At 64.3% G+C, this 14,338-nt stretch carries 12 protein-coding genes; 1 reads left to right on the plus strand and 11 read right to left on the minus strand.

Annotated elements, in window-relative coordinates; all coding sequences use genetic code 11:
- Positions 1-10: 10 nt before the first annotated feature.
- Together NKI21_RS29995 and NKI21_RS30000 are read right to left on the minus strand one after the other, a co-directional pair.
- Entirely contained in the window at positions 11-622 is a 612-nt protein-coding gene (locus tag NKI21_RS29995) for an NAD(P)-dependent oxidoreductase (protein ID WP_352440804.1), read from the minus strand.
- 35 nt (positions 623-657) lie between these two features.
- Entirely contained in the window at positions 658-1,296 is a 639-nt protein-coding gene (locus tag NKI21_RS30000) for a DsbA family protein (protein ID WP_352440803.1), read from the minus strand.
- 131 nt (positions 1,297-1,427) lie between these two features.
- On the opposite strand from NKI21_RS30000, the gene NKI21_RS30005 reads away from it, so the two are divergent.
- A complete protein-coding gene (locus NKI21_RS30005; RefSeq protein ID WP_352440802.1) occupies positions 1,428-2,345 on the plus strand; it encodes a LysR family transcriptional regulator in 918 nt (305 codons plus the stop codon).
- 12 nt (positions 2,346-2,357) lie between these two features.
- On the opposite strand, the gene NKI21_RS30010 is transcribed toward NKI21_RS30005, so the two are convergent.
- The 9 genes from NKI21_RS30010 to NKI21_RS30050 form a co-directional block, all read right to left on the minus strand.
- Entirely contained in the window at positions 2,358-3,974 is a 1,617-nt protein-coding gene (locus NKI21_RS30010; RefSeq protein ID WP_352723256.1) for a GMC family oxidoreductase, read from the minus strand.
- Complete coding sequence (locus NKI21_RS30015) at positions 3,971-5,485, minus strand: FGGY-family carbohydrate kinase (protein ID WP_352868806.1); 1,515 nt, start codon at positions 5,483-5,485, stop codon at positions 3,971-3,973. Before NKI21_RS30015 ends, NKI21_RS30010 begins: the two co-directional genes overlap by 4 nt.
- Positions 5,486-5,507: 22 nt before the next feature.
- Positions 5,508-6,350 carry a class I fructose-bisphosphate aldolase gene (locus NKI21_RS30020; protein WP_023812428.1) on the minus strand — a complete coding sequence of 281 codons (843 nt, stop codon included), beginning with the start codon at positions 6,348-6,350 and terminating at the stop codon, positions 5,508-5,510.
- Positions 6,341-8,038, minus strand: coding sequence for a glycerol-3-phosphate dehydrogenase/oxidase (locus NKI21_RS30025; protein WP_352868807.1), 1,698 nt, complete (start codon positions 8,036-8,038; stop codon positions 6,341-6,343). The genes NKI21_RS30020 and NKI21_RS30025 overlap by 10 nt, the downstream gene beginning before the upstream one ends.
- A gap of 21 nt (positions 8,039-8,059) precedes the next feature.
- Positions 8,060-9,055 (minus strand): aldo/keto reductase, encoded by a 996-nt coding sequence (locus NKI21_RS30030; RefSeq protein ID WP_352868810.1) that lies wholly within the window; start codon positions 9,053-9,055, stop codon positions 8,060-8,062.
- Positions 9,052-10,032, minus strand: coding sequence for a sugar-binding transcriptional regulator (locus tag NKI21_RS30035; RefSeq protein WP_352868813.1), 981 nt, complete (start codon positions 10,030-10,032; stop codon positions 9,052-9,054). The genes NKI21_RS30030 and NKI21_RS30035 overlap by 4 nt, the downstream gene beginning before the upstream one ends.
- 25 nt (positions 10,033-10,057) lie before the next feature.
- Entirely contained in the window at positions 10,058-10,981 is a 924-nt protein-coding gene (locus tag NKI21_RS30040) for an ABC transporter permease (protein WP_236383556.1), read from the minus strand.
- Between the two features lie 76 nt (positions 10,982-11,057).
- Complete coding sequence (locus tag NKI21_RS30045) at positions 11,058-12,593, minus strand: sugar ABC transporter ATP-binding protein (RefSeq protein WP_352868817.1); 1,536 nt, start codon at positions 12,591-12,593, stop codon at positions 11,058-11,060.
- A gap of 96 nt (positions 12,594-12,689) precedes the next feature.
- Positions 12,690-13,721 (minus strand): substrate-binding domain-containing protein, encoded by a 1,032-nt coding sequence (locus tag NKI21_RS30050; RefSeq protein ID WP_013529471.1) that lies wholly within the window; start codon positions 13,719-13,721, stop codon positions 12,690-12,692.
- Positions 13,722-14,338: the final 617 nt, after the last annotated feature.

The following is a 14,338-nucleotide window of genomic DNA, read 5'->3' on the forward strand; positions in this document are numbered from 1 at the left end:
ACCCGTTCGCTCAATAGCCGACGGTGAAGCGCTGCCTGATGTGGGCCGGCTTCTCGATCTCATCGACCATGACGATCGCGTAGTCCTCGAAGGAAATGCTGCTCCCCTTGTCGGAGGCGAGAAGCGTGTCCTTGCCGAGGCGGAATTTGCCGGTGCGCTCGCCCGGCACGAACATCGCGGATGGCGACAGGAACGTCCAATCGAGGTCGCTGACCGTCTTCAATCTGTCGAGAAAGTCGGCGCCCTTCTGCGCTTCTGCCTTGTAGATCGCCGGGAAGTCGGGGCTATCGACCAGCCGCTTGCCCGGTGCGGCTTCGAGACTGCCGGCGCCGCCGACGACGAGATAGCGCTTCACGCCGGAGGCCCGCACAGCGGCAATCAGCGTGTCGGCGTCGCTGTCCAGAAAATGCACCGTGCTGATCACCACATCATGGCCGCGGATCAGATCGGCAAGACCCTGCTCGTCGAAGACGTCGCCCTTCCTGGCCGTCACGCGTGGCAGCGCCGCGATCTTTTCCGGGTTGCGCGCAATGCCGGTGACGGTGTGGCCGCGATCGGAGAGTTCTTTGAGAAGGCGCGAACCAACTGCGCCGGATGCACCAATGAGAGCGACTTTTGCCATGTCTTTCAGTTCCCTTGTTGAAGATTTGCTGGGGATCACGCCGCCGCGATATGGGCGACGAGATTGTCGAAGCTGCCGAACAGTGCGTTCGAACCGATGAGCCGGGGCGCATCGTTGCGGATGACCGCCAGCGAAGGCACGCCATCGGCATGCAGGCGCTGTAACAGCGCGCGGCCGCGGCCGACCATCTCGCGGTAGGCCGTCAGCAATGTTTCGGTCGGCGCCTTGAGCATCTCGGCGGCGTCCGCCATGCCGGCGGCGGCGAGCACCTCGGCCACACCGCCGATCGTCACGACATCGCGTCCATCCACGTAGCGCGCCCGCTGGATCGTCTTCAGCGCGGCAAGCCGGCGGCTGGGATCTTCCAGGCCGGCGGCACTGATACCGAGCGTGGCGGCATGCGAGTCGAGCAGGGTTCCGCGGACGCCAAGGACATTGTGCCGGTAGGCCGGTGTGAACACTTGTCCGGTCAGGCGCTCGATGCGCTGGTCGTTCGCCCAGGCATGGGCGGCAAAACCTTCATCCATCGGACGCGCGCCGGCGCCGGAGAACAGGCCGGTCGGCAGCAGTTCGACGTTCAGGCCGGCGGCCGGCAACCGGTCGAGCATCGGGGTGGCGCCATAGCACCAGCCGCAGAGCGGATCGAAAAGATAGGTCACTTCTGAATTGCTCATAGTCGCTGCCATTCCTGTCCGGCCACCGGACTCATCGAGGCCGTCGCTCGTATGTGGCAGACGGCGGCCTTGCGATAAATGGCGCCCAATTATACAAACTGTCTGATCTGATCATACAAAGGGCAGCCAGCTTGGCCGAACTTCTGAACCTCAATCGGCTGGCTTATTTCACCACGGTGATGGAAACCGGCTCGTTCACTGCCGCGGCCGACCGGCTTGGCGTCGCCAAGGCCGTGGTCAGCCATCAGATCGGCAAGCTCGAAGAGGAGCTGGGCGCAACGCTGCTGCAGCGCACGACCCGGCGTGTCACGCCGACCGAAGAGGGTCGCCTCTTTTATGACCGCGCGATGATCATCCTGCGCGAAGCGGAGGCGGCCTATGGCGAAATCTCGCGCGGAGCCGTCGAACCGAGCGGAACGCTGAGGCTCACGGCGCCACTCGACTACGGCACCAAGATGGTGGCTCCGGTCATGGCGGCCTATCTCAGAACCTATCCGCATATGCGCGTCGAGGCGATCTTCGACGACGCCGTCAGCAATCTGGTGGACGAGCAGATCGATCTCGGCATCCGCGTCGGCTGGCTCACCGATTCCTCGAACCAGGCGCGGCGCCTGGGGACGATCCGGCAGATCGTGGTGGCGAGCCCTGGCTTCGCGGCGAGCCTGCCGCCCGACGTGACGCCGCGCCAGGCAAGATCGCTGGCCTGGGTCGGCAACACCCAGTTGCGCGGCATCGGCCAATGGCTGTTTTCCAGGGACGGCGAAACGGTGCTGACCGAACTCAATCCGGTCGTCATGTGCGACAAGAGCCCCGCCGCCCTGGCTTGTGTGCTCGCCGGCATCGGGCTCGGCGTCTTTCCGGACTACAGCGTCAGCGACGATATCGCCGAGGGGCGACTGGTGCCGGTGTTTGCCGACTGGAGCCTGCCGTCAGGCGGCATCCACGCGGTCTTTCCGCCGGCCAGGTTCCGGCCCGCCAAGGTGCGCACCTTCGTCGATCTGCTCGCGGCGGCCGAGAGACGGCGATCGCGCGGTGTTGCCGCGGCCTGAAGCCGATGGCGGTCAGCGGGCCTCTTGCAGGATCATCTCGGCTGCCTTTTCCGCGATCATGACGACCGGCGAGTTGGTGTTGCCCGAGACGATTGTCGGCATGATCGAGGCATCGACCACGCGCAGCCCGCCAAGCCCGTGAACACGCAGGGCCTCGTCGACCACCGCCATCGTATCCGAACCCATCTTGCAGGTGCCGACGGGGTGGAAAATCGTCGTGCCGATATCGCCGGCCTTGCGGATGAGCTCTTCGTCGCTGTCATACTGCGTGCCGGGCAGCATCTCTTCCGGCGCAAAGCGCGCCACCGCTTTTGCCTTCATCAGACTGCGGACATGGCGCAACGACGCGACGGCCACGCTGCGGTCCCCCTCGGTGGAAAGATAGTTCGGGCGGATCTTCGCCGCCTCCCGCGCATCGGCTGAACCCATGTGCACGCTGCCCCGGCTTTCGGGGCGCAGATTGCAGACCGAGACGGTGACCGCGGGAAAGCGATGCAGCGGCTCGCCCAGACGGTCGGTGCTCAGCGGCTGCACGTGATATTCGAGATCGGGCGTTGCGAGGCGTGGATCGCTCCTGGCGAAGATGCCGAGCTGGCTCGGCGCCATCGACAGTGGCCCGCTGCGCTTGAGCGCGTATTCCAGCCCCATCGACGCACGGCTGACCAGATTGTGGTAGCGCTGGTTGAGCGTGGCGGTGTTGGCGACCTTGAAGACGGTGCGAATCTGCAAATGGTCCTGCAGGTTTTCTCCAACGCCCGGCAAGGCATGACGAACATCCAGGCCGATGCTCGAAAGCAGGTCGGGGCGGCCCACCCCCGACAGTTCGAGCAGCTTCGGCGAGTTGATGGCACCGGCCGCAAGGATCGTCTGTCCAGCGCGGATCTGGTGCAGGCGGCCGCCTTGGCGGAAAACCAGTCCGGTGACGCGCCGGCCGTCGAATTCGAGCCGTTCGGTCTCCGCGCCGAGCACCACGCGCAGGTTCTTGCGCCCCGCGATGCCGCGCAAAAACGCCTTCGACGTGTTCCAGCGCACGCCCTTCCTTTGGTTGACCTCGAAATAACCCGAGCCTTCATTGGTGCCGGTGTTGAAGTCTTCGGTGCGCGGAATGCCGAGTTCCTCGGCAGCGTCCCGAAAGGCGTCGAGGATCGGCCACGACAGCCGCTGCCGTTCGACCCGCCACTCGCCGCCACCGCCGTGCATGGCACTCTTGCCGCCGTGATAGTCTTCCGATTTGAGGAAATAGGGCAACACGTCGTCCCAGCCCCAGCCGGCATTGCCGGCCTGCCGCCAACCATCATAGTCGGCAGCCTGGCCTCGCATGTAGATCATGCCGTTGATCGATGAACAGCCGCCGAGCACCTTGCCGCGCGGATAGTTGAGGCTGCGTCCATTGAGACCGGCTTCCGGCTCGGTCTTCATCATCCAGTCGGTGCGCGGGTTGCCCATGCAGAAGAGATAGCCGATCGGGATATCGACCCAGTGATAGCGGTCGCTGCCCCCGGCCTCGAGCAGCAGCACATTGTTGCGCGGATCGGCGGAGAGCCGGTTGGCGAGCACGCAGCCGGCGGAGCCGGCCCCGACGATGACGTAGTCGTAACTGCCGAACGGGGACGGTGGAGCTTCGGTCACGTGCGCGCCTGCTGTCCGGCGATGCGCTCCCACATCGGGGTCATCGCCTGGTTGATCTCGCCGTACAGTCGATACCGCCGTGCATACGCGTCGGCAACCGCCTCGTCAGGCACAAAGTGTCGAGCGGCCGCAGTCATGGCGGCGGCACCTGCGCTGTAGTCCGCGAAGATGCCGACCCCGGTGCCCGCCGCGATCGCCGCTCCCAGCGCGCCGGTTTCGCGGCTGCGCGCCACAGTGACGGGCACGCCGAGCACATCGGCGAATATCTGCGGCCAGACGCTGCTGCGCGAGCCGCCGCCAGACAGCACCACCTGGTCGAAATCGGCGCCCGCTTTGTGCAAGGTCTCGACATGGCGCTTGTGCTCGAAGGCGACGCCCTCGAACAGCGCACGAAGCAGATGTGCTCGGCTGTGCCAGCCGGCGATACCGTAGAAGCCGGCGCGCGCATGGCCATTCTGCTGCGAGCCGTACAGGAAGGGATGATAGATCGGGATGTCACTGTTAGGATCGACTGACGCCACCAGTTCGCTGCACAATTCGAACGGCGACTTGCCGGCTTCGCCGCCATGTTCGAGGAATTCGCGAACGATCCATTCGAGATTGGCGGCCGAGGTGGCACTGGATTCGATCGCCAGATAGCGCTGGCGATCGAAAGTCGACAGCATGAAGATCGAAGGGTCGCGGATCGGTTCGTCGGTGATGACCTGGTTGATGCTCCAGGTTCCGGCGATGACCGAGGCGGCACCGGTTCTGGTCACGCCCGAACCGACCGCGCTGGCGACGACATCGAACAGCCCGGCGACGACAGGCGTGCCGGCGCGCAGTCCCGTCAGGGCCGCCACGTCCTCGCTGACATGACCGGCAATGTCGGCCGATTCCAGCACTGGCGGCAGCAGGTCCGCGCAGTCGCCGAGCCCATAGGCGGCAAGCAGGTCCGGCTCGTAACGCCGATCCCGCATCTGCAGCAGGCCGCAGCCCGACATATCTGAAGTATCGCTGCTGCGCGCACCTGTCAGACGGTTGACGACAAAATCCTTGCACAGGAACACAGTTCCGATGTTGGCGAACAAAGCCGGCGAAAAGCGCTTGAGCCAGGCAAGCAGGGTCGGTGTCTGCGCCGCCCACGGCCGTTGCAGGCAATGTGCATAAGTGCGGTCGCCGACATTCTCTTTTGCCCATTCGGCAACGATGCCGACCGCGCGTGTATCGAGCGACTGGATGCCGATCAATGGCGCACCATCGCGATCGAGCGCGTAGAGCCCGTTTCCATGGCCGGCGCAGCCGATGGCAACAATCTCGCCGGCGTCGATACCGGCTTCAGCAATGCATTGACCGATGACCGAAACCGCGTTGCGCCAGAGTTCGTCGAGGTCGCGTTCGACATGTCCGGGCTTTGGCATGGACGAGCGGCCGTCACGGGCGGCGAATGCCAGCTCGCGGCCGGACAAGTCGAAGAGGATGGCCTTGATGACGGTGTTGCCGGCATCGAGGCCGAGGATGTAGCTTGCCATTGGCGCCTCCCGAGGCCGCAGCCTATGCCTGGTTGTACAGATCCCAGGCCACGCCGCCATTGGCATCGTCATGAATGATCGCCATCAGCCCGCGCACGACGGCGCTCGGGTTGGCATGCTGGTAGATGTTGCGGCCATAGACCATGCCAAGCGCACCCTGTGCCATCAAGGCAGCCGACTTGTCGAACACGGCACGCAGATCCTCCTTGCCGCCGCCGCGCACCAGCACCGGGCAGCGCGCCGCCTCGACGACGCGGTGGAAGTCGTTGGGATCGGTGGTCGGATCGGCCTTGACGATATCGGCACCCATCTCGCGGGCAAGCCGGGTCAAGGTGACGATCTTTTCGGCATCGCCGTCGACCATGTAGCCGCCATGCTCTGCGACCGGCAGCATGGCCAGCGGCTCGATCATCAGCGGCAGGCCGTATTTCTCGCAATCGGCGCGCACGCGGGCGATGTTCTGCACGCATTGCCGGAACAGGTCCGGCTCGTCGGGCAGCATGAACAGATTGACCACGACGCAAGCCGCATCCATCTCGATGGCGCCAAGCAAGGGCTCGGCTTCGTTCTGCAGCACCGCCCACATCGCTCGGTGGCGTATCCTGTTGTAGGGATTGCCCATGTCGATGCGCATCACGAGCGCCGGCTTGTCCTTGCCCGGCACGGCCTGCAGCAGATCGGCCTGGCCGTAGTTCATCTGGATGGCGTCGGGGCCGGCCTTGACCAGCTGATTGACGACGCTGGCCATGTCTTCGAGCCCGGCAAGGAAGCTCGGTTCGTTGCAGACACCATGATCGATGGCCACGTCGAGGCAGCGGCCACCGCCGAACAGCCGGTTCATGCGGACTTTCTTGTTCACGCGCATAGGGCGCTCCTTTGGTGCGTCTGGAGGTCGATGCCGTGCCGGTCTGCCAGCAAGGCGAGGAAGGTCGAGCGCTCAGTGGCGGCCTCGCTGGTGCTCCAACCCTTGTGCGCCGCCAGCATGTCGAGAACGGCGTTGACGAGGTCGAAGCTGAGGCCACCCGAAATGGCGATGGTGGTGCGGCGCAGGAACAGGTCGGCAACGCACTCGACCTGCTCGCGCTCGATGATGCGCCCGATCTCGCTTGCCGAATAGTCCGACTGCGGCAGCATCTGTTCGCCCGCCGGATGCGAAACGAAATCCCTGGCCGACGTGCCGTAGCGCTGCAGAAGTGTGTGCGCGCGCTCGACCGGCAGGCCATGCTCGCCAGCGAATGATGCGCACCAGACCTGCGGGTCGGCCGGAAAACCACGGCCGCCACCGATGGCCATGTCCTGCGTGCCCTTGCTGCGCGCGAGGCCGAGCCGCTTCAGCGCCATGTCGGCGGCCAGCGCTCCAAACGAACGGAAGGTGGTCCACTTGCCGCCGATCATGCACAACGTCGCCGGCAGATGCCCGTTCGCTTCCACGAACTCGCAAAAGTGATCGCGCGGTATGCGGCTGGTAAAACTGTCCTCGCTGGCCGGCAAAGGACGCACGCCAGCGAAGCGAAACACGATCTGGTTTTCGGCCACTCTGATTGAGGGAAAAACAAAGGCGAGCGACTGCAGGATGTAGCGCTGCTCGTCCGCCTCGCAACGGACCTTGTCCGGATCATCGACCCGGATGTCGGTCGAGCCGATCAGCACCTTGCCTAGATAGGGAAACAGGATGCAGATGCGTCCGTCCTCGTTCTCGTAATAGACCATGTGGCCGCCGAGCGCGTCGAACAGTTCGCTGTTGTCGACGATCAGATGCGAGCCCTTGGTGCCACCCATCATAGTCTGCGCCGTTGCCCCGATGGCCTTGTTGGTCAGGTCGATCCAGCCGCCGCTGGCGTTGATCACCAGTTGCGGCCGCACCGGCAGTTGTTCGCCCGTCAGCGTGTCGGTGATGGAGAGGCCGTCACCTGTCGACGATACCTGAGCGTAGTTTAAGGCGCGGGCGTTCGCCGCGCTCGCCGTGGCGTCCAGCAGCATCTCCAGGCCGAGGCGTTCGGGCCGGCTTACCCAGGCGTCGTAATAGGTCGCCGAATTGCGGATCGCCGGGTTGATCGCCGGCCATGTCTTCAGGGTTTCGGCGCGGCCCCTGAACCGGTGCGTCGGCATCAAACGCCGTGCAGCGGTGAAAAGGTCATACATGGCAAGCCCGGCTTTGATGACCAGCGCCCCGCGCCGGCTGGGCCGCCGCGTCAGCCCCAGGAAACGCACCGCACCGTTGGCGAGGCCGGAAAACATATCAAAGATCGGCACCGTCGTCGGCAATGGGGCCACATAGTGCGGCGCATTCCTCAGCAGCCGGTCGCGTTCGAGCAGCGATTCGCGCACCAGTTTGAATTCGCCGTTTTCGAGGTAGCGCAGGCCGCCATGCACCATGCGCGACAGGGCGGCGCTGGCGCCGCTGCAATAGTCGCCCTTCTCCGCCAGCACGACATCAACGCCTTGCAGGGCCAGTTCGCGAAAGACGCTGATGCCGTTGATGCCGCCACCGATGACGAGCACGGCGATATCAGGCCGGTCGCGCAGACCGGCTAACGTATGGCTACGGTTCATCGGGGCTGTTGCCTTTTTTGCTCAGGCATCCATCGCGGTGAGATGCGCGGCTGCCGCGGCGTCGATTGCCGCAAGCTCGCTTGCGGCAAGCGTGATCTCGCCGGCCCGTGCATTGTCGAGCGCCTGTTCAGGATTGCGCGCGCCGCACAGGGCGAAGGTAATGCCCGGCTGGGCGAGCGTCCAGGCGATGACGATCTGCGCCATCGACGCTTGGTGGCTTTCCGCGATCGGGGCGATTGCCTCTTTCAGCTTTGCGACCTTCTGCCGGTTGGCCGTGGAAAAGCGTGGGTTGTCCTTACGCTGGTCGTCGCCGCCGAATGTGCGGCCGGGTTCAACCGTGCCGGTGAGCAGGCCCAGCGCCAGGGAGGAGTAGCTGAGGGTGGCGATGTCATGGCGGCGGGCGATCGGCAGCAGGCTGCTCTCGATCTCGCGGTCGATCATCGAATAGCGCTCCTGGATCGCATCGAGCTGGCCGGCGTCGATATAGCGGCCGAGATCCTCGGCGCTGATATTGCTGGCGCCAATGGCGCGGATCTTGCCGTCCGCCTTCAGCCTTTCCAGCACTGCCATCGTCTCGGCGATCGGCGTCGTCGGGTCCTGCCAATGGGTGATGTAGAGGTCGATGTAGTCGGTACCCAGACGGCGCAGGCTCTGCTCGACCTCATAGGCGATGCCGGCGGCGCCGAGATAGCGATGCACAGGCTTGCCGTCCTGATCGAAGAAATGGCCGCCCTTGCCGGAATGCCAGTTCAACCCGCATTTGGTCGCGATCACCACTTTGTCGCGCTTGCCCTTGATGGCGGTGCCGACGATCGCCTCGCTGCGGCCAAGACCGTAGGCCGGCGCTGTGTCGATCAGGCTGAGGCCGGCATCGATCGAGGCTTCTATAGCCCTGACCGACTCCTTCTCGTCGGTGCCGCCCCACATCCATCCGCCAATCGCCCAGGTGCCCAAGCCCACGGCCGACGCCGATATGCCGGACTTGCCGATCTGCCGCTGGAGTTGTCGAGAATTCATGCTGCCTCCTGTTCGGCCAGTTCGAGGATCTGGAGCCCCGTGGCCTCGTCCGTGACGATGGTGTCGAGATGGTTGCCGCGCAGGGCGGCGAGGATCGGCGCGACCTTGCTGGGGCCGCTTGCAATGCCGATCGAGCGCGGGATGGTCCCGAACTCGTCCAGCGTCAACGAGACCAGCGAACGGTTGAGCGAGTAGTTGCAAAGCTTGCCCCCGCGGTCGATGAGATGAGCGAGCAGCTCGCCTGTCGCCCCGGACTTTTCGATCGCCTGGCGATCGGCATTCGAGGATGGATGCAGGTCGTAGTAGCTGGAATCGTCGGTCAGGATGGAGCCGACACCCACCACCGCGACATCCGCCTCGCGCGCCTTGCGAAACACGTCGGCGACGGAGCTGATGCCCATCAGCATCTCGCGCTGCTGCGCGGTGTCGGCAAACAGCGGCGCATGGATCTGGTAAGCGCGGCCGCCGAGCTTGTCGGCCATCAGCGAGGCGACGTGGTTGACGTCGGTGTAGTGCTTGCCCTGCACCAGGCCGGTGGCGGGAATGATTTCGACGTCGTAGCGGCGCCCCGGCTTGAGACCGGCGACCAGCGCGCTGACACCCTTGCCGCCGGTGATCGAAATCGTGTCGCCATCCTTGATGGTGTCGAGCAGCAGCCCAGCCGCCGCCTCGCCGACGCGCTGCAGGGCCGTGTGCGGATTTTCGGAGACCGACGGAACCACCATCGCCCGCTCGATGCCGCCCAGCGCCACCAGCCGCGCTTCCAGGTCGACCAGATGGTCGATCGGTGACTTGATCTTGATCTCGACGAGGCCGAGCTGGTGGCCGCGCTTGATGAGCCGGTTGACGGTGGCGTGCGAGATGCCGAGTTCCCCGGCGATCTCGGCCTGGGTCTTGCCTTCGACATAATGCAGGACCAGCGCCTGATGCATCTGGCGGACAGCGGCGATGTCGTCGCGGGTGTTGGGAGGGGCCATGGTCTTGCTTCGCCGCCTTTGAGGTTCAGGACTTTTTGCGGTGCAGGAAGTGATCGATCGACACCGCCGCCAGCAGGATGCATCCCTTGATCATGTCCTGCCAATAGACCGAGACATCGAGCAGGATAAGCGAGCTCGTCACCACCGAGAGCAGCGCCATGCCGAGGATTGCCCCGAAGATGGTGCCCGAGCCGCCATTCAGCGAGGCGCCGCCGATGACGGCCGCGGCGATGATGTTGAGCTCCATGCCGGCGCCGAAGGTCGGCGTCGCCGCGCCAAAGCGCGCCATGTAGATGACGCCGGCCAGTCCAGCGAGGGTCGAGCACAGCACCGTGACCCAGAACTTCACCTGATTGGTCCTGATGCCGGAGAACTGCGCGGCCTTCTCGTTGGAGCCGGTGTAGAAAACCTTGCGGAAGGCCGTGGCGCGACGCAGCAGGAAGTCGAAGATGGCCACCACGACGATGAAGATCAGGATGACATAGGGAATGTTGTTGAAACTGCCCTGGCCGATGGCCTTGAAAGCCGGCGGCAGTGTGAACAGCGACAGCGGCGTGCCCTTGGTGACCACCAGGCACATGCCGCGCACGATGACCATGGCCGCCAGCGACGTGATGAAATGATTGAGGCCTATCACGGTCACGAAGAAGCCCATCGCCGCGCCGATCAGCGCGCTGACGCCGATGCCGATCAGGCTTGCCGTCCAGGGGTCGAGGCCGGCGAGGAACAGCGCACCCGAGACCACCATCGAGAAACATACGACCGAGCCGACGGAAAGGTCGATGCCGCCGACGATGAGCAGGATCGTCATGCCGACGACGACGATCCCTTCGATGGAGAAGCTCATCAGCATGGCGCGGAAATTGCCCCATGTCAGGAAGTGCGGCGAGGCGAAGCTCATGGCGATGCACAGCGCCAGGATGATGACGATCAGCCCGGCCTCGCGCATCGAGGCGAGCTGAGCGAGATTGATGCGCCGCCCGGCGGCCTTGATCTCGGCGTGCACGAGCGCTTCTCCTGATTCCCTAGGCGACATTCTGGGCCTGCCTTTGATTTGAACTATCCTGAACGCCAGAGGCGAGCATGATGATGGCTTCCTCGCCGAGCTCGTCGGCGGTGAGTTCGCCGGCGATCCTGCCTTCGCGCACCACGAGAACGCGGTCACACAAGCCAATCAGCTCCGGCAGTTCCGACGAGATAACGATGACGCCGACACCGCTGCCGGCAAGCTGGCGCAGCAGCCGGTGGATCTCGACCTTGGCGCCGACATCGATCCCGCGCGTCGGCTCGTCCATGATGATGACCTTGGGACTGACGGACAGCTGCCTGGCGATGGCAACCTTCTGCTGGTTGCCACCGCTCAGCGTCGAGACGGCGGCCTCGATGCCGGCCATGCGCACGCCGAGCCTGCCGGTCAGTTCCCTCGCCTGACGATCCTCGGCCTTGCGGTCGAGCAGGCCGAGGCGCCCGGTGAGCCGGCCGAGGTCGAGCGCCGAGATGTTCGCGGCGATCGGCAGATCGAGGAACACGCCGGAGCCTTTGCGATCCTCAGAGAGATAGACCAGCCCCGCCTTGACCGCATCGCCATAGCCGCGCAGCCGGAGCTGCTTTCCGTCGAGCGCGACGGTTCCAGAGGTCATTGGCCTGAGGCCACAGACCGTCTGTGCGATCTCGCTGCGACCGGCGCCGATCAGGCCGCCTATGCCCAGGATTTCGCCGGCGCGAAGCTGCAGATCGACGTCGGCGAAGCGGCGCCCATCGGAAAGCCCCTCGACCGAGAGGAGCAGACGCCCAAGCTCTTGCGGCGCCAGCTTGTCGGGATAGAGCTGGGTGATTTCGCGGCCCACCATCTTGCGCACGACATCGTCCGGTGAAACGGCGGCGACCTGATCGGTCGCCACGTAGCGGCCGTCTCGGAAGACGGTGACGCGGTCGCACAGCGAGAAGATCTCGGCCATGCGGTGGCTGATATAGACCACCGAAATGCCACGCTCCTTGAGCCCGCGCACGATCGAGAACAGGCGCTGCGCTTCGCTTTCGGTCAGCGCCGCGGTCGGCTCATCAAGCATCAGCACCTTGCAGTCGAGCGTCAGCGCCTTGGCGATCTCGACAAGCTGCTGGTTGGAAATGGAGAGGTCGGCGACCCTGGTACGCACCGGAATGGGCGCGAGCAGGTCCATCACCTTCTGGGCGTCGGCGTAGAGCTTTTGGAAATTCATCAGCGGCGCGCGCCGGCTGTTGATCGCGGCCATGTAGATGTTTTCGGCAACCGTCGCGTCCTGACAGAGCGCGATTTCCTGGTGGACAAGCGCAATGCCGAGGCGTTGGGCGGCCGCGGGCGAGTGGATCGAAATGCGCTCACCATCGATCAGGATGTCGCCCTCATCGGGCTGCAATACACCGGCGATCATGTTCATCAGCGTCGACTTGCCGGCGCCGTTCTCGCCGCACAGCGCATGGATTTCGCCGCGCCGCAGCTCGAACTGGACGTCGCTCAGCGCCTTGACCGGGCCGAACGCCTTGGACAGGCCACGGATTTCAAGAATGGGCGCCTGGGTCACGCCGTGCTCCTGCGATGAACCTGCGGGGGAGGAAGGAGGCCGAAGCCTCCTTCCCGGTTAATCCGGCCATGCCGAGGCCGGGCAGCGGGATCGAGACTATTCCTCGATGCCCTTGGTGCCGCGACGCTTGAGGTACTTGTCCCAGTAGAAGTCGTCCGCATTGTCCTTGGAGACGATGGAGAAGCCATTGTCGACGAAGGGCACGCTCATCGGGTTGAAACCCGAACGCTTGGCGTCGTTCATCGGGTCGATCAGGCCGGGGTGCTTGGCCATCCACAACAGCATGAAGCCCATATAGCCCTGCATACCCTGGTTTGGATTGACCGAGCCGAAAATCTCGCCGGCCTTGATCATGTCGAGGATCTTGGCATTAACGTCGGCGAGCATGACGCGGATCTTGCCACCGCCTTCCTTGGCGGCCTGGGCAGCGCCGATGGCCGAGTTGGCCTCCGGCATGAACACGGCGCCAAGATCAGGATGCGCCTGCGCCAGGCTCAGAACCGCCTGATAGGCCTTGGTGGGATCCTGGTTCGAAGCGGCGCGGCCGACGAGCTTCATGTCAGGCCATTTGGCTTCCATGCGGGCAACGAACGCGTTGACGCGCTTGTCGTGGTTGTCCTGGCCGGGATTCTCCAGCACCGCATATTCGCCCTTGCCGTCCATCGCCTTGGCAACGGCGTCGGCGGCATAGGTGCCTTCGGCATTGTTGTCGGAAGTGATGTAAGAGACGCGCTTGGAATTCGGCGAGTCGGCGGCGAAGGTCACCACCGCGGTGCCCTGTTCGATGGCGCGGTTGATCGGCTCGATGAACGGATCGGAATTCATCGGGTGTACCAGTATGCCGGCGGGCTTCTGCGCCAGCGCCTGGTCGAAGGTCGCGATCTGCTTGTTGACGTCGTATTCCGGCGTACCCGTATAGGCGGTCTCGCAGCCGAACTGCTGGCCGGCCTGCTTGAACATTTCATAGACCGGGAACCAGTATTCGACGCCCGAGACCATGACGTTCATGACGTATTTTTCACCCGGCTCGCATTTGAACGGGTTGGGGGTTTCGGCGCGTACCTGCATCGACCCAAAGCAGGTCGATGCAGCCGCCGCGATTGCGAGCGTGCTCAGAAATTTGCGCAAGTTTCCTCCCTTGGCCGAAGCCATCCTCAATGACCGTCGCAGGCACTCGGCGAGCGCTGCCGTATGGATTTGATGATGCCGACCTTCCTCCGAAAGCCGACGATCGGGACATTACAGCCTCGGCGCATGTTGTCAATATAATTCACATATTGAAATATATTTCACGACCTCCTTCGGGGACCTATACGCTCCGATCGACGAAGCTGGGCGCGGACCGCCAAGGTGCCGTACGGGGTAGGCGGGGCCTTTCCGGCCTTTGGCCGCGAACCGCGGAGAGTGTGGTTAGAGTATCGGCACCCAGGAGCTCGCGTGGTGCCCTCCCGCCGGCCGCGTCTTTATCGCGTGAAGCCACGATCTTGTCTTTGATAGCATCTATTCCGGGCGCGGCGTGACGCTCTCCATGTCGCTTAGCCAAGAAGTCTGCTGCTGCGTCGGCTTACGGCAGCCTTCGGACCATCCGGCGTATTCCGAGAAGCTTCGGCAGTCCCCCGAATGCGAACGGCCCGCTGGCTGGTGCCTGGGGGACTGTTGTTTGGTGCAGATTGGTTTGCGGGGGACGGGATTGGGTTTTTTGTCCCGCAGCTTGGGCTTCGCCTTGTTGCGGGCGCCTGATCCGG

Source organism: Mesorhizobium sp. M0715 (assembly GCF_040320355.1).
Classification (GTDB): domain Bacteria; phylum Pseudomonadota; class Alphaproteobacteria; order Rhizobiales; family Rhizobiaceae; genus Mesorhizobium.

Excerpts from the sequence above, each read along its gene's own strand:
- NKI21_RS30020 (WP_023812428.1), bottom strand. The coding sequence starts at position 6,350 with ATGCGCGTGAACAAGAAAGTCCGCATGAACCGGCTGTTCGGCGGTGGC.
- NKI21_RS29995 (WP_352440804.1), bottom strand. The coding sequence starts at position 622 with ATGGCAAAAGTCGCTCTCATTGGTGCATCCGGCGCAGTTGGTTCGCGC.
- NKI21_RS30035 (WP_352868813.1), bottom strand. The coding sequence starts at position 10,032 with ATGGCCCCTCCCAACACCCGCGACGACATCGCCGCTGTCCGCCAGATG.
- NKI21_RS30025 (WP_352868807.1), bottom strand. The coding sequence starts at position 8,038 with ATGAACCGTAGCCATACGTTAGCCGGTCTGCGCGACCGGCCTGATATC.
- NKI21_RS30030 (WP_352868810.1), bottom strand. The coding sequence starts at position 9,055 with ATGAATTCTCGACAACTCCAGCGGCAGATCGGCAAGTCCGGCATATCG.
- NKI21_RS30000 (WP_352440803.1), bottom strand. The coding sequence starts at position 1,296 with ATGAGCAATTCAGAAGTGACCTATCTTTTCGATCCGCTCTGCGGCTGG.
- NKI21_RS30040 (WP_236383556.1), bottom strand. The coding sequence starts at position 10,981 with ATGCGCGAGGCCGGGCTGATCGTCATCATCCTGGCGCTGTGCATCGCC.
- NKI21_RS30015 (WP_352868806.1), bottom strand. The coding sequence starts at position 5,485 with ATGGCAAGCTACATCCTCGGCCTCGATGCCGGCAACACCGTCATCAAG.